The following is a 17,086-nucleotide window of genomic DNA, read 5'->3' on the forward strand; positions in this document are numbered from 1 at the left end:
CACTCGGTGTGACGATCCCGGGAACGGCCGCCACCCCCGCGTCATCCAAGGGGCGGATCCGTGATCGAGAGGGGACCCCATGGAGATCGCTTGCCCGCAATGCGCGCAGGTCGACCAGGTGCAGAGTGTGCCGGCGGTGTTCCAGGGCGGGCAGACGACCTACCGCGTACAAGGGGGCATGAGGGCCATCCCGGCGGGCGACGGCGTGGTCTACACCGCGACGGCGCACACCGGCGTGTCGGTGACCGCGACCGCGGCGTCGCTCAACCCGTACCCGGTGCCCCGCGGCGGCGGCTGCTTCCTGGCGCTCGCGCTGGTGCTGCTGATCCCCGCGTTCGTGTTCCTCGCCTTCGCCAACGACGTGCTGGACGAGAACATCGCGCCGACCGCCGACGGCAGGGCCGCGCAGTACGTCGGGGCGTCGATCTTCCCGGTCGGCGCCTTCGCGCTGGTCGCCTTGTTCGCCGTCCTGTTCGTGCTCCGGATGCGGCGCAACGCGCGGATCCGGCGAGGCATCCCCGACGCGCTGGACTACTGGCGGCGAGCGTGGTTCTGCCACCGCTGCGGCGGGGTGTTCTTCCCGGGCGGCGAGCTCATGTCGGCCGAGACGTTCCGCGGGCAGGTGTGGCGCGCGGGCGACTACGCCGGGCTCACCCGACGACGGTGAGCGCGCCGGGAACGCAGGCGACGTCGAGCGGCAGCCTGCCCAGCGGCTCGCCGTCGGCGTAGACGGGCAGGTCGCTACCCGCCAGGTGGATCTGGCTGGCTTTGAGGACCCGCACCGCCGGATGGGCGATGTGGTCTCCCGACCGGACCCCGGGCAGCATGCGAAGAAGGTCCCGCCGGGTCGCCTCGCCGACCACGGTGACGTCGAACAGGCCGTCTCCGGGATCCGCGCCGGGGCAGATCGGCATGCCGCCGCCGTAGAACGGGGTGTTGCCGACGGCGATCATGGTGGCGTCGAGTTCGAGGGTCTCGACGTCCGTGCGGAGCACGACCGGCCGGGGCCGGAACGCGGCGAGTTCGGCCAGGATCGCGACGTCGTAGCGGCGCGGGCCGCGAGGCCAGGTCAGCCGGTTGGCGCGCTCGGTGACCAGGGCGTCGAAACCCGAACACAGCACCGTGGCGAACCATTCACCACCGGCCCGGCCGAGGTCGATCCTCCGCCGTCTCCCCTCCGCGATCCGCCTGGCGACGAGATCCGCGGCGGCGTGCGGCCGTTCGGGGATGCCGAGAGCCCTGGCGAAGTCGTTGCCGGTGCCCGCGGGGACGAGCCCGAGCGCGACACCGGATTCGGCGCAGAACTGAACGCCTTGGTGCGCCGCCCCGTCACCACCCAGGACGACGAGGACGTCCAGCCCTGCCGCGCGCGAGTCGGTCATAAGCGCGCGGGATTCTTCGACCGTATGAGCGACGAGGACGTCGAGCCGGTCCACGACGGGCCGCAGCCGCGCCGCGACCGACTCCATCAGCCGTCCCGCGGCCCCGTCACCGGAGGCGGGGTGGACGGCCAGCGCCGCGTGCATCCCGGGCTCAGGTGACGTCGTCGGTGCTGGTGCGCTTGCCGTTCGTGGCGGCCGACGGCTCTTCGTCGATGGTGCTCGGCGTGTAGTCGAACGGCGCGGCCTCGTCGTCGGCGAGCTGGTCCCAGCCCTCGGTGCCGCGTTCCTTGTCGAGCTTGCGGTCGTGGAAGCGCGCGATCTGGATGGAGAGCTCCAGGAGCACCACCAGCGCGCCGGCCAGGGCGAGCATCGAGAACGGATCCGAACCAGGCGTCGCGAAGGCGGCGAAGACGAACACGACCATGATCAGGCCGCGGCGCCACTTCTTCAGCGTCTGGTACTTCAGGACGCCGACGCGGTTCAGCATCACCACGAACAGCGGGAGTTCGAAACTGACGCCGAAGATCAGCAGCAGCGACAGGATGAACGAGATGTACTTGTCACCGGTGAGGGCGGTGATGAACTGGTCTCCACCGAAGTTCATCAGCAGCTCGAGAGCGTGCGGGATGAGCAGGTACGCCAGGACGGCGCCGGCGGCGAAGAGGATCGACGCGAAGAAGACGAACGTGAGCGCGTACTTGCGCTCCTTCGAGTAGAGACCGGGCGCGATGAACGCCCAGATCTGGTAGAGCCACAACGGGGCGAACAGGACCGCGCCCGCGGCGAGACCGACCTTCAGCTGGATCATGAAGGCTTCGAACGGCACCGTCTGGAGCAGCTGACAGGGACCGTCGATCCTGCCACCGAGCCTGCGCTCGTACGGGATGCCACAGTACGGGCCGGTCATGATCTCGCCCAGCGACGGGATCGGGCCCACCCTGGTCTGGAACCAGAGGAAACCGATGATCCCGCCCGCCAGGATGGCGAGCAGCGCGAAGCCCAGACGGCGCCGGAACTCGTAGATGTGCTCGATGAGCGTCATCGTGCCGTCGGGGTTGGCCCGACGGCTGCGCTTGCGCCGCTTGGTGCCGCGGCGCTCCTCACCGGAGGCGGAATCCGCCACTGGACAGTCCGTTCTCGTCAGGGTCCACCATGAGCGCGCCGCGACTTCGGCGCGCTCATCCGCGAACAGGCTCCGCTTGGCTAACTAAAGATCGCTCAGCTGGCGTTCTTCTGCGCCTGCTCGGCCGGAGCGGGCGCGGCGGCCTGCTGCTTCTTGAGCTCGTCGAGCTGACGCTGGAGGTCGGCGACCTGCTTGTCCTGCGCGGTCGCGGCCGGCGCGGGCGTGGTGGCCTGCGGCAGCTGCTTGGTCTCGACCTCTTCGGTCTCGGCGGCCTTGTCCTTGTCCCCGGCCATGTCCTTGGTCTCGGCCTTGAAGATCTTCATGGACTTGCCGATGGACCGCGCGGCGTCCGGAAGCCTCTTGGCGCCGAACAGCAGGACAACGACGAGCACCAGGATGATGATGTGCCACGGCTGCAGCGCGTTCATCGTTTGCGGCCTCCTTCTCGAATCTCTCGTATGTGATGTTACCGGTCTTCGAGCCCACGTCGTCGCGCGATCGCCACGCGCAGCGCGGCCGACCGGGCGCGAAGGAGCCCTGTCCGTTTTCGGGTGTTCGTAGCCACCATGCTCATCGTATGGGTGAGCACGCGCAAGACTCTGCGTAATTTGATTAGCAGAACAAAGAGCAGGATCAGCCCGGCGACGGCGAGCGCGATGCTCGGCAGGTACGACACGGCGCCACCCTACTGCTCGTAGGTTGACGTTAGGTGACGAGCCCGGGCCAGTGCGTCGGCCGCCCGTCGACGAACTGCCTCTCCGAGCTCGACCGGGCTTTCGACCTGCGCGTCTCCGCCCAGTCCCAGGATGAGCCGGACCATCCACGACTCGTCGGCGTAGCGCATCCGGATGCGCAGCCGCCCGCCGTCGAGCTCGTCGAGCTCCTCGCAGGGGTAGTACTCGGCTACCCAGCGTGTGTCGGGATCGAGGACCAGGACGGCTTCCTGCTGATCGGGACGCGGGCGGAAAACACCATCGGAAATGTCAGTGGGCCGCGCGTGCGCGGGCGGGACGGCGGGTTCGTCGAGCACGGTGAGCTCGTCGATCCGGTCGAGCCGGAACAGCCGGACGTCCTCGGCGCGGCGGCACCACGCTTCGAGGTAGCCGACCGCCTGGACGATGAGCAGCCGCATGGGATCGACGGTGCGTTCGGTGATCTCGTCCTTCGACGCGGTGTAGTACCGGATCCGCAAGGCACGCTTCGCGGTGAGCGCGGCCCGGACGGCTTCGCGCGTCCCGGCGGTCTTCTTGCCTTCGCGCACTCCCCCGCCGACGACGATCCCCGACGGCTGAGCCTGCCCCGCGGCGACTTCGATCTTCGCGATGGCGCGGCGGACCGCGTCGGCGTCGACCACCCCGGGCGTCTCTGCCAACGCGCGCAACGCGACGAGCATGGCCGTCGCCTCGCCGCCGGTGAGCCGCAGCGGGCGGTTCATCCCGGCGTCGTGCGTGACGACGATCGTGTCGCCCTCGAAGGACAGGTCGATCAGGTCACCCGGGCCGTAGCCGGGCAGCCCGCACATCCACAGCAGTTCGAGGTCCTTGCGCAGCTGCTTGGGTGTGACGTCGAAGTCGTGGGCGGCGTCGTCGATCTTGATGCCCGGCCGGGCGAGGAGGTACGGCACGAGCGCGAGCAGGCGCGGCATCCGTCCGGTGGCGCTCATCGGGCACCGCCGGCGTGCGCGATGGCTTCGAGACGGCTGAAGACCGACTTCGCGAGCACCTCGGGTTCGAGGACGAGGACGTCCGGCCCGTGCGCGGTGAGCCAGTCCGCGGCGGATTCGGGGTAGTACAGCTCGATCTCCACGAGGTCGCCTTCTTCTCCCCCGGCATCGCTGCGGCCGACCACCCGGCCCCGGCGACGGACCCCGGCGGCCCGGCCGTCCGCGACCCAGACGCTGGCGATGATCGGCGCGGACGGGTCCTCGCCACTGCTGGCGGAGACCATCCGCAGCAGGTTGACCCCTTCCGGGCGTTCGACGACACCGGTCGGCCCGAAGGTGTCGACCTTCCCGGTCACGCGTGAAAGGCGGAAACACCGGGGAGCGCCACGGTCCCTGTCGTGTCCGACGACGTACCAGCGGCCCTTCCACGACACCACGCCCCACGGTTCGAGGGTGCGGATCTTGCGCTCGGCCGAACCGCTGCGGCGGTACTCGAAACGCACGGCCTGCCCGGCTTGGACGGCGGCGAGGAGCGGGCCGAACGCCGGTTCGGCACGGACGCGGGGTTCGACGACGGTCGGGGCGTGGTCGTCGACCTCGACGCCGGCGGCGCGGAGTTTCACCAGCGCGCCCTGCGCCTCACCGGTCAGTTCCGGGGAATCCCAGAGCCGGACGGCGAGCCCGACCGCGGTGGCCTCGTCGGGCGCGAGGTCGATCTCGCCGAGTTCGTAGTCGCGGCGCGCGATGCGGTAGCCGTCGATCGCGTCGAACGCGGAGTTGCGGCCGGTCTCCAGCGGGATGCCGAGCTCGCGGAGTTCGGTCTTGTCGCGCTCGAACATGCGGAAGTACGCCTCGTCGCTGGCCGCGTCGGCGTACCCGGGCACGATGCCCCGGATCCGCTCGGCGGTGAGGTACTGCCGGGTGGACAGGAGGGCCAGAACCAGGTTGACCAGACGTTCGGCGCGTGCGGTGGACACCCGGCTACCCTAGCCCGCGCCGTCCGACCCGATGGTGACAGCCGCCGATCGCGCGTCGTAACGATCCCTGGCGCTCTCGACCTCGTCGAACCTGGTCTCGGCCCAGTCCTTGATCCCGGCCAGCAGCTGCCGGAGGCTCCGGCCGAGTTCGGTCAGTTCGTAGTCCACCCGGACCGGCACGCACGGGGTGACCGTTCGGGTCAGGAGGCCGTCGCGCTCCAGGGTCCGCAGGGTCTGCGTGAGCATCTTCTGGCTGACCCCGGCTATCCGGCGCGCGAGGTCGCTGTAGCGCTGGGGTCCGTCGCCGAGGGCGACGAGGACGAGGCTGACCCATTTGCCCGAGACCTCGTCGAGCAGTTTCCGGGCGGGACAGGCCGCGAGATAGGCGTCGTAGGCCCGTTTCTCTTCGTCCCGGCGTTCCTGTGCCGTGCGCGTGACCACGGTGCGCGTACCTCCGCGTGGGTTGGGCACCTCGAGGTGCGTACTTCCCGAAGGAGAGTAACTCCCCATACGTTCGCGGGGAACGATCCCCTTGAAGGAGAAACGATGCGCGCAGTGGTGGTCCGCCGGTTCGGCGGCCCGGAAGTCCTGGAATTCGCCGATGTCCCGGTGCCCACGCCGGGGCCAGGCCAGGTGCGGGTGAAGGTGGCCGCGGCAGGGGTCAACCCGGTCGACGCCGCGACCCGTTCGGGTTTCCTGACCGAGGCGGGGATCGTCCCGCCGCGTGAGGTGCTCGGCATCGGCTGGGATGTCGCCGGGACGGTCGACGCCGTTGGCGACGGCGTCACCGGGTTCGCCGCGGGCGACAGCGTGATCGCGCTGCAGGACCGGCCGTCGGCGGCGCTCGGCACCTATGCCGACTTCGTCGTGCTCGACGCGGACGCGATCGCCGCCGCCCCGCGGACGGCGTCCCTCGCGGAGGCCGCGACCTTGCCGCTGAACGGTCTCACCGCGGTCCAGGCCCTCGACCTGCTCGGCCTGCCAGTAGGTGCGACGGTCCTGGTGACCGGCGCGGCGGGCGCTGTCGGCGGCTATGCGGTGACCTTGGCGAAGGCGAGGGGTTTCCGCGTCGTGGCGGTCGCCGGTGCGGCCGACGAGGCGCTGGTTCGCGAGTTCGGCGCGGAGGTTTTCGTGCCGCGCGGCGATTTCCTCGCCGATCGCGTCCGGGCGGCGATCCCCGGCGGCGTCGACGCGGCACTCGACACGGCACTGCTCGGGCTCGAGGCGTTGGACGCGGTGGCGAACCGTGGCCGGTTCGTCGTGTTCGCGGCCGGGGCCGCCCCGATTCCGTTGCGGGGTATCGACGTCGCGCACGTCTGGATCGCCGCCGACGGCGCGGCGCTCGCCGGGCTGGTGAGCATGGTCGACGACGGCGAACTCACCCTCCGGGTCGCGGACACCCTGCCGTTGGCGGAGGCGGGGAAAGCACACGAACGTCTGGCGGAGGGCGGGCTCCGCGGGCGTCTGGTCCTGACCAACGAATAAGTTGACGCTTAATTAAGCCTACGGTTATCTTCGCATCATGGACAACGAGGAGACCCGGCTCGAACTCCGGCGCGAGTACCCGGACCCGATCGACGACGTCTGGTCGGCACTCACGGAATCCGAGCGCACGGCCCGCTGGATCGGCACCTGGACAGGCGAAGCCGGAGTCGGCAACACGATCATGCTGTCGATGACCGCCGAAGAAGGCTCCGAGCCGGGTCCCGCCGTCATCCGCGAATGCGATCCGCCGAAACGGCTGGTCATTGATCTGCACAACACCGGTGAGCCGACGTGGCGGGTGGAACTGACCCTGACACCGCACGGCACGGGAACGGTGCTCGGCTTCGTGCACCGGATGCCCAAACCCGACTGGGACACCTCGGACATCGCCAAGGGTTGGCACTTCTACCTCGACCGGCTCGGCGCTTCCCTCACCGGCGAACCGGTGCCCGAATGGGACGGCTACACGCCGCCTAGTTTGGAGTCATGAACGATCGAGTACTGCTGATCACCGGCGCTTCCCGTGGCCTGGGCGAGGCCACCGCGCGCCGGGCCGCGGCGGCCGGATTCCGGCTGGCGTTGCTCTCCCGCGACCGCGAGGCGCTACTGCCGCTCGTCGCCGAACTGGGCGGGGACCGGGCCCTCGCGGTCGAGGCGGACGTCACCGACTGGGATTCACTGTCCGCGGCCGTCGAGACGGTGAAGACCACCTTCGGCCGGCTGGACGCGGTGTTCGCCAACGCGGGGCAGAGCGTCGTCGTCTCGTTCTTCGGCGACGGCGGCGCGGACCCCGGACAGTGGCGGGACATGGTGCTGACGAACGTCTACGGCACCGCCCTCACCGCGCGGGCGACCCTTCCGTCACTGGCGGAATCGAAGGGGCACCTCGTGCTCACCGGTTCCGTCGCCGGGCGCTACCACCGGCCGGGGAACCTTTATTCGGCGACGAAATGGGCGGTGACCGGGCTCGCCGGGTCCATCCGCGAGGAGGCCGTCGGCACCGGCGTGCGGGTCACCGTCGTGCAGCCGGGCCTGGTCGACACCTCGATGATCCCCGAGGACTCGAAGTCCAAGCCGAAACTGGACCCCGACGACGTCGCGAGGGCGGTGCTCTTCGCGCTGGAGCAGCCGCCCTCGGTCGACGTCAACGAGATCGTGGTCCGCCCGACCGGCCAGGTCCGCTAGCGCGGCAGCAGCGACTCGGCCAGCCGTCGCCAGTGCGGCATGGCCGATTCGCCGGGTTCGACACCGATGACCTGGACGCCGACATGGTCGGCACCCGCGTCGAGGTGGCCGTGCAGTTTCGCGGTCACGGTGTCGAGGTCGCCCCAGAACACGAGATCGTCGACGAGCCGGTCGCTGCCCCGGCCGCCATCGAGGTCGGCTTCGGTGTAGCCGAGGCGGAGGTACTTGGCGACGTTGTACTTCGACGTCAGGTAGGGGTGCAGATGCTCGCGGGCGACCGCGCGCGCCTTGCCCGGGTCGGTTTCGAACAGCACGGCGTGCTCGACACCAAGGAAGGCCTTCTCCCCCAGCACTTCCCTCGCCTGGGCGGTGTGCGCCACCGGCACGTGATAGGTGTGCGCACCCTCGGACCGGTCGCGGGCAAGTTCGAGCATCTTCGGCCCGTACGCCGCCAACAGCCGCCGGATCGACTGAGCGGGCAGCGGGTTCGCGCTGGTGACCGTGTCGAGTTCGTCGAGGTAGTCGTTCATCGCGTCCAACGGCTTGACGCCGGGCTGGGCGCCTCCGAAACCGAGCCCGAGGACGTGCCTGCCCGGATACGCGTCGGCGAGCAGGAGCGCGGCGCCGTGGGCCCACCGCGCGCCACGGGAGCCGATCCGCGCGATCCCGTTGACCACGGCCATGCGTTCGGTGGACGCGAGCAGGAATCCGGCGTGGGTCAGCGCCTCACGGCCGTCCCGTTCCGGGATCCAGATCGCGGGCCAGCCGAGTTCGTCCAGTTCCCGCACCGAATCCCGGAGCATGCTCGCGGGCTGATCCTCGAAGTCGAACGTCCAGATCCCGAAACGCCCCAGTTCCATCAGTCTCTCCTCAGGTCGAGTCCAACGTATCGAAGTATCGCAGATTTTCGATACGTTATTCCCGTCCAGGGTCAGATGGAACGTCCCAGCAGGTCGACGAGCTGCGTGATCCGCTGCTCGTCACGGCGATAGTGCGTCCACTTGCCCACCCGGGTGGACCGGACGAGCCCGGCGCGCTGCAGCAGCGCCATGTACGCCGACACCGTGGACTGCGCGAGCCCCAGCTTCGCCTGGAGGTGACTGACGCAGACCCCGACCTCGTTCTGGTCGGCGATCGCGTTCTCCGGCGGGAAGTGCCGGTCCGGTTCGCGCAGCCACCCGAGCACCTGGAGGCGGATCGGGTTGGCGAGCGCCTTCAGCACCTCGACCAGATGGTCGGTGGTCTCCGGGACTGGTTCGGCTTCTGCGGTCATGGTCCTTCGAGCTTAGGCGGTGCCGAGCCGCGCGGCCCTGCCGTTGGCCCCGCTCGCCCAGCACGCGCCGCGAGCACAGTCGACCGAGTCGAACGATCCGGTGTCGAACGACTTCCAGTGCCGTCCACCGTCCGGGCTCAGATCGCTCCCGCCGGGGCCGCCGGCGATCACGGTGTTCCCCAGCCACGCCAGGCCGGAGCGGTAGCCGACCGGGGCCTCGGCCGGGGTCCGCCAGGTGCGCCCGCTGTCCGCGCTGAGCGCCACCGCCGGGCCGGGAGCGTTCGGCGCCGCGTAGTCGCCACCGATGGCCACGCCGTGCCGCGGATCCCGGAACGTCACCGAAAAGACCCCGGCCGAGGCGCCGCTGGGCAGCGGGGTGTCGGCGGCTTCCCAGGTCATCCCGCCGTCGCCGGAGTGCAGGACCCGTGCGCGAGCGCCGCCACCGGTGGCGATCCAGGCGTCGCGCGGGCCCGACGTGGTGAGGCACTGACCGCTGGCGGCGAACCCGAACTCGCCGTCGAGCGCCGGGACCATCCCCTCGGCGGGAACGGGTTTCCACGTCCGGCCGCCGTCCGAAGTGGACTGCAACCGGAACTTGCCGTCCACCGGATCGCTCATCGCGAGACCGCGCCGGTGGTCGAAGAACGCGACACAGTCGTAGAAGGCGGCGGGGTCGCTGTTCTGGAAGGACAGTCGCCAGCTCTGGCCGCCGTCGTCGGTGCGGTAGATCCGGGACGCGTCGCCGGGCCCGATCGACAGCGCGACCGCGTGCTCGGCGTCGAAGGCCTCGATGTCCCGGAAGTCGAGCGCTTCGGTGCCCGCCGGGGCGACGGGCTTCCACGTGCGGCCGCGGTCGGTGGTGCGCAGGATGGTGCCCCTGCTGCCGCTGACCCAGGCCGTCCGGGAATCCACCCCGGACAGACCGCGCAGCTGGGCGCCCGTGCCCGTCGGAGTCTCCGTCCACCTGGGCTCGGGACATTCCGGTGCGGCGTGCGCGACGCCGGTGAACGCCAGTGGGACGACCGCACCCAGCAGGACCAGCAACGCACGGCGCATCGGCGCACCTCTCCCTCGAAGATCCGTGAAGGCCACCTTAAGGGACTCTGGTTCCCTCAAGGTGGCCTTCACGGACCAATCAGAGTGAGCTGATCAGCCGCTCGACGCGTTCGTCCACCGAGCGGAACGGGTCCTTGCACAGCACGGTCCGCTGCGCCTGGTCGTTCAGCTTGAGGTGCACCCAGTCCACGGTGAAGTCGCGCCCGGCGGCCTGCGCGGCGGCGATGAAGTCACCGCGCAGCTTCGCCCGGGTGGTCTGCGGCGGGGTGTCCTTGGCCAGCTCGATCTCGCCGTCGTCGGTGACCCGCCGCACGAGCCCCTTCCGCTGCAGCAGGTCGAAGATGCCCCGTCCGCGCCGGATGTCGTGATAGGCCAGGTCGAGCTGCGCGATCCGCGGGCTCGACAGGTCGAGGTCGTGCTTGTTGCGGTAGCGCTCGACCAGGCGGTGCTTGATCGCCCAGTCGATCTCGGTGTCGATCTTGCTGAAGTCCTGCTGCTCGACCGCCTCCAGCGCCCGGCCCCACAGCTCGACGACACGCTCGGACTGCGGCGACGAACCGGTCTCCTTGACGTGCTGGACGGCGCGGGCGTGGTACTCGCGCTGGATGTCCAGCGCGGACGCCTCGCGGCCGCCGGCGAGCCGCACCTGGCGGCGGCCGGTGAGGTCGTGGCTGATCTCGCGGATGGCCCTTATCGGGTTGTCCAGCGTGAAGTCGCGGAACTGGACGCCCGCTTCGATCATCTCCAGCACCAGGTTCGCCGATCCGACCTTGAGCAGCGTGGTCGGCTCGGCCATGTTCGAGTCGCCGACGATCACGTGCAGGCGCCGGTAGCGTTCGGCGTCGGCGTGCGGCTCGTCGCGGGTGTTGATGATCGGCCGCGAGCGCGTGGTGGCGCTGGAGACGCCTTCCCAGATGTGTTCCGCTCGCTGGGACAGGCAGTACACGGCGCCGCGGGGCGTCTGCAGCACCTTGCCGGCGCCGCAGATGAGCTGCCGGGTCACCAGGAACGGCAGCAGCACGTCGGCGATCCGGGAGAACTCACCCGCCCGGGTCACCAGGTAGTTCTCGTGGCAGCCGTAGGAGTTGCCCGCCGAGTCGGTGTTGTTCTTGAACAGGAAGATGTCGCCGCCGATGCCCTCGTCCGCCAGCCGACGCTCGGCGTCGACCAGGAGGTCCTCGAGGATCCGCTCCCCCGCCTTGTCGTGCGTGACGAGCTGGACGAGGTCGTCGCATTCGGCCGTCGCGTACTCAGGGTGGGAACCCACGTCGAGGTAGAGCCGCGAGCCGTTCGACAGGAAGACGTTCGACGAACGCCCCCAGGACACGACACGCCGAAACAGGTAACGCGCCACTTCGTCCGGGGAGAGCCTGCGTTGCCCGTGAAAGGTGCACGTGACCCCGAACTCGGTCTCGATGCCAAAGATCCGCCGCTGCATCCCACCAGAGTAGGCGGTGAAGACCCACTGAAGGTGCGCCGTTCGGGCGGCGACACGCGGTCGGTACGTTGCATTCGGTGAAAGGTGTGCGGGACGTCCCGATCGGGTATCACGCGCATGACGTCCTGGCCCGGAAGTGGGGAACCCGTGTTAAAGCAGCTCAAACGCCCTTTCCGCAAGGTCGGACGGACCGATCGGCGGTTGATGGCACGGAGTGCGGCCCTGCCGAGGAGCAGGGCCGACGAGGTGATCACCTCGCTCTCCAAAAGTGCGGACAAATCCAAGCTTTGGTGGTGTGTCGCGGTCCTGCTCGCGGCGAAGAAGGGGCCGACGCGCCGGGGCGCCCTCCGCGGCGTGGCCGCCATCGCCGGAGCCAGCGCGGCGGCGAACCTGGTCGGCAAGCCGCTGTTCCCCCGCCGCCGCCCCGCGGCCGAAGAGGTGCCGATGCACCGGCGGCTCGTCCGGCGGCCGACCTCGTCGTCGTTCCCGTCCGGGCACTCGGCGTCCGCGGCCGCCTTCGTCACGGCCGTCGCGATGGAATCGCCCAAGGCGGGCGCCGCCCTCGCCCCGCTGGCCGCCGCCGTGGCCTATTCCCGGGTCCACACCGGCGTCCACTGGCCCAGTGACGTCGGCGTGGGGATCGGGATTGGGATCGGCGCCGGCCTGCTGACGCGGCACTGGTGGCCGCTGAACGACGACGTCCCCGGCCGCACCGCGCACACCGCCGAGGCACCCGAGATGCGCGACGGTGAGGACATGCTCGTCCTGGTCAACCCGCATTCGGGGATCGACGGCCAGGATCCGACCGAGGAAGCCCGGTTCGCCTGGCCCAAGGCCACCATCCTGTATCCGGACGCGAAGCGTGACCTGCGCGATCAGCTCTGTGACGAGATCGCCGCCCGTGGCAACACCGTGCGCGCGCTCGGCGTCGCCGGCGGTGACGGGACCGTGGCCGCGGTGGCCGCCGTCGCGGCCGACCACGACCTGCCGCTCGCGCTCATCCCGGCGGGCACCCTGAACCACTTCGCCCGGGACGTCGGCATGCGCTCGATGCCCGACGCGGACGCCGCCACCGAAGCGGGCAACGCCGTCGGCGTCGACCTCGGCGAGGTCGAGATCAACCACGACGACGACCACCGCTACTTCGTCAACACGGCCAGCCTCGGCGGCTACCCGGAAATGGTCCGGATCCGGGAAAGGCTGCAGAAGCGGCATCCCAAGTGGCCGTCGGCGGCGATCGCGCTCGCCCGCACCCTCCGACGCGCGAAGCCGCTCGAAGTGACCCTCAACGGCAAGCACACCAGTATTTGGCTGCTGTTCGTCGGCAACGGCACCTACTCGCCGAAGGGTTTCGCGCCCTCACGCCGCCCAGCGCTCGACACCGGCCTTCTCGACGTCCGCTACCTGCGCGCCGACGTGCCGTACTCGCGGGCTCGGTTCATCCTCGCCACGATCACGAACAGCCTCAACGCCAGTCACGTCTACCAGGAACTCGACGTGCCGGAGCTGCACGTCCGGCTGCTGAACGGGAACCGCCGCGTCGCCACCGACGGCGAGGTCGGCCCGCTCGGCAACGACTTCCGCTTCCGGTCGCGGCCCAGCGCGCTCACCATCTACCGGCTCTAGCCGCCGTCCTGGCGGGCGCGTCCACTGTGTACTGAGGGGTACGGCAAAGGTGGCACGTTGCGAAAGTGGCTTTCGCAACCTCAGGCGGGCTCGGCGCCGCGAGAGGTCGGCCCAGGCGGTAGTGAAGGCCTCCTTCCCTACTCTGAGGGTAGGGAAGGAGGCCTTCACTACGCGTTGGTGAGCCTCGCGCGAAGAGCCGCGAGTTGACCGCCCACCGCACCCGCACCTTCGCCTTGCCCCTCAGTACAACGCAGCCCGCAAGTACGTGAAGGCCCCCTTCACTGCGCTAGACGCAATGAAGGGGGCCTTCACGTACTTCGAGAGACTCAGTCCTTCTTGGACTCACCGTCGGGCTTGTCGCCCTCGGCGGCGTCCTTCTTCGGCTCCTCTTCGGCGGGCAGCAGCGCGTCCAGCGCGGCACCGGCGACCCGGCGGAACTTGCGGCCGCGCCGGTCCCGCTCCAGGACGGCGACCTCGAGCTTCACCGGGTCCGAGTCGCCGTTCGCGGGGGTGGGGGTGTTGGCGCGCAACGCCTTCACCGCGACGCCGAGCGCCGCTTCCAGCTCCATGTCCGACTCGAAGCTTTCCTTGAGCTTCGTGGTGAGCGTGTCGGCCTGACCGCCCATCACGACGAACTTCGGTTCGTCGAAGATCGAGCCGTCGTAGGTCAGCCGGTACAGCTGGTCTTCGGCGGCGGTCGCGCCGACCTCGGCGACGCAGACCTCCACCTCGAACGGCTTCAGCTGCTCGGTGAAGATGCTGCCCAGGGTCGCGGCGTACGCGTTCGCCAGCGCACGCGCGCTGACGTCCCGCCGGTCGTACTGGTAGCCCTTCAGGTCCGCGTGCCGGATGCCGGCGACGCGGAGGTTCTCGAACTCGCTGTAGCGGCCCACGGCCGCGAAACCGATCCGGTCGTAGATCTCCGAAACCTTGTGCAACGTCGCCGAGGGGTTCTCGGCCACGAACAGCACGCCACCGCGGTACTTGAGCACGACCACGCTCCGGCCGCGCGCGATGCCCTTGCGCGCGATCTCGGAACGCTCCCGCATCAGCTGCTCGGGAGAGGCGTACAACGGCATCGTCACTGTGGTGCTCCGCTCTTTCGGGCTCTCATCGGGAAGGGACGGGGAAGGACGGCTAGCGCCCGCGCTCGGCTCGTGCGGCCACGACGGCCTCGGCCACGGCGGTCGTCTGCTCGAGCGGCAACGCCACCGCGCCCTGCTCCGCGGTGACCGTCACGATCGTCGGGAAGATCCGGCGCACCAGATCCGGCCCGCCGGTCGCGGTGTCGTCGTCCGCCGCGTCGTACAGCGCCTCCACCGCCGTCCTGATCGCGGCTTCGGCGTCCGCGTCCGGGTCGTACAGCTTCTTCAGCGAGCCCTTCGCGAACAGCGAACCCGAGCCGATGGCGTGATACCCGGCGCGCTCCTCGTAGCGCCCGCCGGTCGCGTCGTACGAGACGATCCGGCCCGCGTGCTTCGCGTCCTCGGCCTCGAGGTCGTAGCCGACGAACAGCGGGAGCACGGCCAGCCCCGCCATCGCCATCTCGAGGTTGGACTTCACCAGCCCCGCGAGCTTGTTCGTCTTACCGTCGAGCGAGAGCGAAACACCCTCGATCTTCTCGTAGTGCGCCAGTTCGACCGCGTACAGCCGCACCATCTCGATCGCCAGCCCTGCCGAGCCCGCGATGCCCACGGCCGAGTACTCGTCGGTGACGTGGACCTTCTCCATGTCGCGCGAAGCGATCAGGTTGCCCGACGTGGCCCGCCGGTCACCGGCGATCAGCACCCCGCCCGCGAACTTGACCGCGACGATCGTCGTCCCGTGCGGGGCGTCCAGCCCGCCCGCCCCGGACGAGACCCGCCGCTCCGGGAGCAGCTCGGGCGCCTGCGCCCGGAGGAAGTCCGAGAACGACGAGGTCGCCGACGAGAAGTACGCGGCGGGCAGCGCCGACTTACCCGAGGTGTGTTCCATACGTGCTCAAAGTTCCAATCTGTGTGATCCGCCGGCTCCGCACAGGCGACCCCGGCCCGGGGCCGCCGGAAGACGAGTTACTCGCCGCCCTTTTGCACGTAGGCGCGGACGAAGTCCTCGGCGTTCTCCTCGAGCACGTCGTCGATCTCGTCGAGGATCGTGTCGACGTCTTCGCCGAGCTTCTCGCGCCGTTCCTGACCCGCCGGACCGCCGTCCTCGAACTCTTCGTCCGAGTCGCCGCCGCCGTGCTTTTCGATCTTTTCCTGAGCCATCTCGCCTCCCGGTGTGGCCGATGTTTCCTAGCCTACCCAGCGGTCCCGACAATCCGCGGGATCCGTGATCGCTTAACCCCGATGAAAGGAAATCCCGCTAGTCCGAACCGGTGAGCGCCTCCACCAGCTCCTCGGCGGTCGCGGAGTCGTCCAGCAACTTCCCCACGTGGGCCTTCGTGCCCCGCAACGGCTCCAACGTCGGGATCCGCACCAGCGATTCCCGGCCGACGTCGAAGATGACCGAATCCCACGACGCCGCGGCGATGGAGTTGGCGTACTTCTCCAGCGTGCGGCCCCGGAAATAGGCCCTGGTGTCCGAAGGCGGGGTCGTGACCGCCTCCAGCACCTCCTCCTCGGTCACCAGTCGCTTCATCGAACCCCTGGTGACGAGCCTGTTGTACAGGCCCTTGTCCAGCCGGACATCCGAGTACTGCAGGTCGACCAGCCGCAGCCGCGGCGCGCCCCAGGCCAGCTGGTCCCGCGCGCGGTAGCCCTCGAGCAACCGCAGCTTCGCCGGCCAGTCCAGCCTGTCCGCGCATTCCTGGGGGTCCCGCGCCAGCGCGTCCAGGATCTCGCCCCAGACCCGCAGGACCTCCTTGGAGGCCTCGTCCGCGCCGGTGCGCTCCAGGTTCGCCGACGCGATCTCGTGGTAGGCGAACTGGAGGTCCAGCCCGGTGTACTTGCGCCCGTTGGCCAGCGACACCTTCGCCTTCAGCGTCGGGTCGTGGCTGATCTGGTGCACGGCCCGCACCGGCTCGTCGAGTTTCAGGTCGTCGAACCGGACGCCCGCCTCGATCAGGTCCAGCACCAGCGCCGTCGTGCCGACCTTGAGGTACGTCGAGTACTCGGCCAGGTTCGCGTCGCCGATGATGACGTGCAGACGGCGGTACTTGTCCGCGTCGGCGTGCGGCTCGTCGCGGGTGTTGATGATCCCGCGTTTGAGCGTGGTCTCCAGGCCGACCTCGACCTCGATGTAGTCCGAACGCTGCGAGAGCTGGAAACCCGCTTCCTCGCTCTGCTGCCCGACACCGACGCGGCCGGAACCCGTGATCACCTGGCGGGACACGAAGAACGGCGTCAGCCCGGCGATCACCGCGGTGAACGGGGTCGACCGCTGCATCAGGTAGTTCTCGTGGGTGCCGTAGCTCGCGCCCTTGCCGTCGACGTTGTTCTTGTACAGCTGCAACGGCGGCTGTCCGGGCACGGTGGCGGCCTTGCGGGCCGCCTCCTCCATGACCCGTTCGCCCGCCTTGTCCCAGATGACCGCGTCGCGCGCGTTCGTCACCTCGGGCGCCGAGTACTCGGGGTGCGCGTGGTCTACGTACAGCCGCGCCCCGTTGGTCAGGATGACGTTCGCCGCGCCGAGGTCCTCGACGTCCGGGTCGTGCCCGGGGCCGCTCGGCCCGGTCAGGTCGAACCCGCGCGCGTCGCGCAGGGGCGATTCCACCTCGTAGTCCCATCGCGCCCGCCTGGCCCGCGGGACGTCCGCCGCGGCCGCGTAGGCGAGCACGACCTGGGTCGAGGTGAGTACCGGGTTCGCCGTCGCGTCGCCCGGCACCGCGATGCCGTACTCGACTTCGGTTCCCATGATCCGCCGCATACCCACCACCCTACGGGGTCGGGGCCGTGCGA

The 17,086-nt window shown here is 69.8% G+C and carries 20 protein-coding genes; 5 read left to right on the top strand and 15 right to left on the bottom strand.

Annotated elements, in window-relative coordinates; translation table 11 throughout:
- Positions 1–79 precede the first annotated feature (79 nt).
- Positions 80–667 (top strand): hypothetical protein, encoded by a 588-nt coding sequence (locus NQK81_RS03400; protein ID WP_257487007.1) that lies wholly within the window; start codon positions 80–82, stop codon positions 665–667.
- Here the strand turns inward: NQK81_RS03400 and NQK81_RS03405 are convergent.
- The 7 genes from NQK81_RS03405 to NQK81_RS03435 form a co-directional block, all read right to left on the bottom strand.
- Positions 651–1,526 carry a diacylglycerol/lipid kinase family protein gene (locus NQK81_RS03405; RefSeq protein ID WP_257487008.1) on the bottom strand — a complete coding sequence of 292 codons (876 nt, stop codon included), beginning with the start codon at positions 1,524–1,526 and terminating at the stop codon, positions 651–653. The two genes, NQK81_RS03400 and NQK81_RS03405, sit on opposite strands and share 17 nt — an antisense overlap.
- A gap of 7 nt (positions 1,527–1,533) precedes the next feature.
- On the bottom strand, positions 1,534–2,505 hold the full coding sequence (gene tatC / locus NQK81_RS03410; protein ID WP_257487009.1) for a twin-arginine translocase subunit TatC: 972 nt from the start codon (positions 2,503–2,505) through the stop codon (positions 1,534–1,536).
- A 95-nt stretch (positions 2,506–2,600) separates the two neighbouring features.
- Positions 2,601–2,933 (bottom strand): Sec-independent protein translocase subunit TatA, encoded by a 333-nt coding sequence (gene tatA / locus NQK81_RS03415; protein ID WP_044853269.1) that lies wholly within the window; start codon positions 2,931–2,933, stop codon positions 2,601–2,603.
- A 38-nt stretch (positions 2,934–2,971) separates the two neighbouring features.
- Positions 2,972–3,181 (bottom strand): bacteriophage holin, encoded by a 210-nt coding sequence (locus NQK81_RS03420; RefSeq protein ID WP_192744404.1) that lies wholly within the window; start codon positions 3,179–3,181, stop codon positions 2,972–2,974.
- Between the two features lie 9 nt (positions 3,182–3,190).
- Entirely contained in the window at positions 3,191–4,168 is a 978-nt protein-coding gene (locus NQK81_RS03425; RefSeq protein ID WP_126731973.1) for a helix-turn-helix transcriptional regulator, read from the bottom strand.
- A complete protein-coding gene (locus tag NQK81_RS03430; RefSeq protein WP_126731975.1) occupies positions 4,165–5,145 on the bottom strand; it encodes a helix-turn-helix transcriptional regulator in 981 nt (326 codons plus the stop codon). The genes NQK81_RS03425 and NQK81_RS03430 overlap by 4 nt, the downstream gene beginning before the upstream one ends.
- 9 nt (positions 5,146–5,154) lie before the next feature.
- A complete protein-coding gene (locus NQK81_RS03435) occupies positions 5,155–5,586 on the bottom strand; it encodes a winged helix-turn-helix transcriptional regulator (protein WP_257487010.1) in 432 nt (143 codons plus the stop codon).
- 105 nt (positions 5,587–5,691) lie between these two features.
- Here NQK81_RS03435 and NQK81_RS03440 point away from each other — a divergent pair, with 105 nt between their 5' ends.
- The 3 genes from NQK81_RS03440 to NQK81_RS03450 are packed head-to-tail and all read left to right on the top strand — an operon-like array spanning position 5,692 to position 7,815.
- Positions 5,692–6,630: an NADP-dependent oxidoreductase gene (locus NQK81_RS03440; RefSeq protein WP_257487011.1), complete on the top strand. Its 939-nt coding sequence runs from the start codon at positions 5,692–5,694 to the stop codon at positions 6,628–6,630.
- Positions 6,631–6,667: 37 nt separating this feature from the next.
- Positions 6,668–7,120, top strand: coding sequence for an SRPBCC family protein (locus NQK81_RS03445; protein WP_257487012.1), 453 nt, complete (start codon positions 6,668–6,670; stop codon positions 7,118–7,120).
- Complete coding sequence (locus tag NQK81_RS03450) at positions 7,117–7,815, top strand: SDR family oxidoreductase (RefSeq protein ID WP_257487013.1); 699 nt, start codon at positions 7,117–7,119, stop codon at positions 7,813–7,815. Before NQK81_RS03445 ends, NQK81_RS03450 begins: the two co-directional genes overlap by 4 nt.
- Here NQK81_RS03450 and NQK81_RS03455 read toward each other — a convergent pair.
- The 4 genes from NQK81_RS03455 to pafA form a co-directional block, all read right to left on the bottom strand.
- The gene (locus NQK81_RS03455; protein WP_257487014.1) at positions 7,812–8,675 is read right to left on the bottom strand and encodes a TIGR03620 family F420-dependent LLM class oxidoreductase; all 864 of its coding nucleotides are present in this window, start codon (positions 8,673–8,675) and stop codon (positions 7,812–7,814) included. The two genes, NQK81_RS03450 and NQK81_RS03455, sit on opposite strands and share 4 nt — an antisense overlap.
- A 71-nt stretch (positions 8,676–8,746) precedes the next feature.
- Entirely contained in the window at positions 8,747–9,088 is a 342-nt protein-coding gene (locus NQK81_RS03460) for an ArsR/SmtB family transcription factor (RefSeq protein WP_257487015.1), read from the bottom strand.
- A gap of 12 nt (positions 9,089–9,100) precedes the next feature.
- Positions 9,101–10,144: a WD40/YVTN/BNR-like repeat-containing protein gene (locus NQK81_RS03465; protein ID WP_257487016.1), complete on the bottom strand. Its 1,044-nt coding sequence runs from the start codon at positions 10,142–10,144 to the stop codon at positions 9,101–9,103.
- A 79-nt stretch (positions 10,145–10,223) separates the two neighbouring features.
- The gene (pafA, locus tag NQK81_RS03470; RefSeq protein WP_126731988.1) at positions 10,224–11,582 is read right to left on the bottom strand and encodes a Pup--protein ligase; all 1,359 of its coding nucleotides are present in this window, start codon (positions 11,580–11,582) and stop codon (positions 10,224–10,226) included.
- A 147-nt stretch (positions 11,583–11,729) separates the two neighbouring features.
- Between pafA and NQK81_RS03475 the strand changes: the two genes are divergently transcribed.
- A complete protein-coding gene (locus NQK81_RS03475) occupies positions 11,730–13,208 on the top strand; it encodes a bifunctional phosphatase PAP2/diacylglycerol kinase family protein (RefSeq protein ID WP_126731989.1) in 1,479 nt (492 codons plus the stop codon).
- A 326-nt stretch (positions 13,209–13,534) separates the two neighbouring features.
- On the opposite strand, the gene prcA is transcribed toward NQK81_RS03475, so the two are convergent.
- From prcA to dop, 4 genes are all read right to left on the bottom strand, one after another.
- The gene (prcA, locus tag NQK81_RS03480; RefSeq protein ID WP_257487017.1) at positions 13,535–14,293 is read right to left on the bottom strand and encodes a proteasome subunit alpha; all 759 of its coding nucleotides are present in this window, start codon (positions 14,291–14,293) and stop codon (positions 13,535–13,537) included.
- Positions 14,294–14,345: 52 nt separating this feature from the next.
- Positions 14,346–15,182: a proteasome subunit beta gene (prcB, locus tag NQK81_RS03485; RefSeq protein ID WP_257487018.1), complete on the bottom strand. Its 837-nt coding sequence runs from the start codon at positions 15,180–15,182 to the stop codon at positions 14,346–14,348.
- A 77-nt stretch (positions 15,183–15,259) separates the two neighbouring features.
- A complete protein-coding gene (locus tag NQK81_RS03490; RefSeq protein ID WP_037319666.1) occupies positions 15,260–15,454 on the bottom strand; it encodes a ubiquitin-like protein Pup in 195 nt (64 codons plus the stop codon).
- Between the two features lie 97 nt (positions 15,455–15,551).
- Positions 15,552–17,054, bottom strand: coding sequence for a depupylase/deamidase Dop (gene dop / locus NQK81_RS03495; protein WP_126731994.1), 1,503 nt, complete (start codon positions 17,052–17,054; stop codon positions 15,552–15,554).
- Positions 17,055–17,086 lie beyond the last annotated feature (32 nt).

The sequence above is a fragment of the Amycolatopsis roodepoortensis genome, from assembly GCF_024628825.1.
GTDB lineage: Bacteria > Actinomycetota > Actinomycetes > Mycobacteriales > Pseudonocardiaceae > Amycolatopsis > Amycolatopsis roodepoortensis.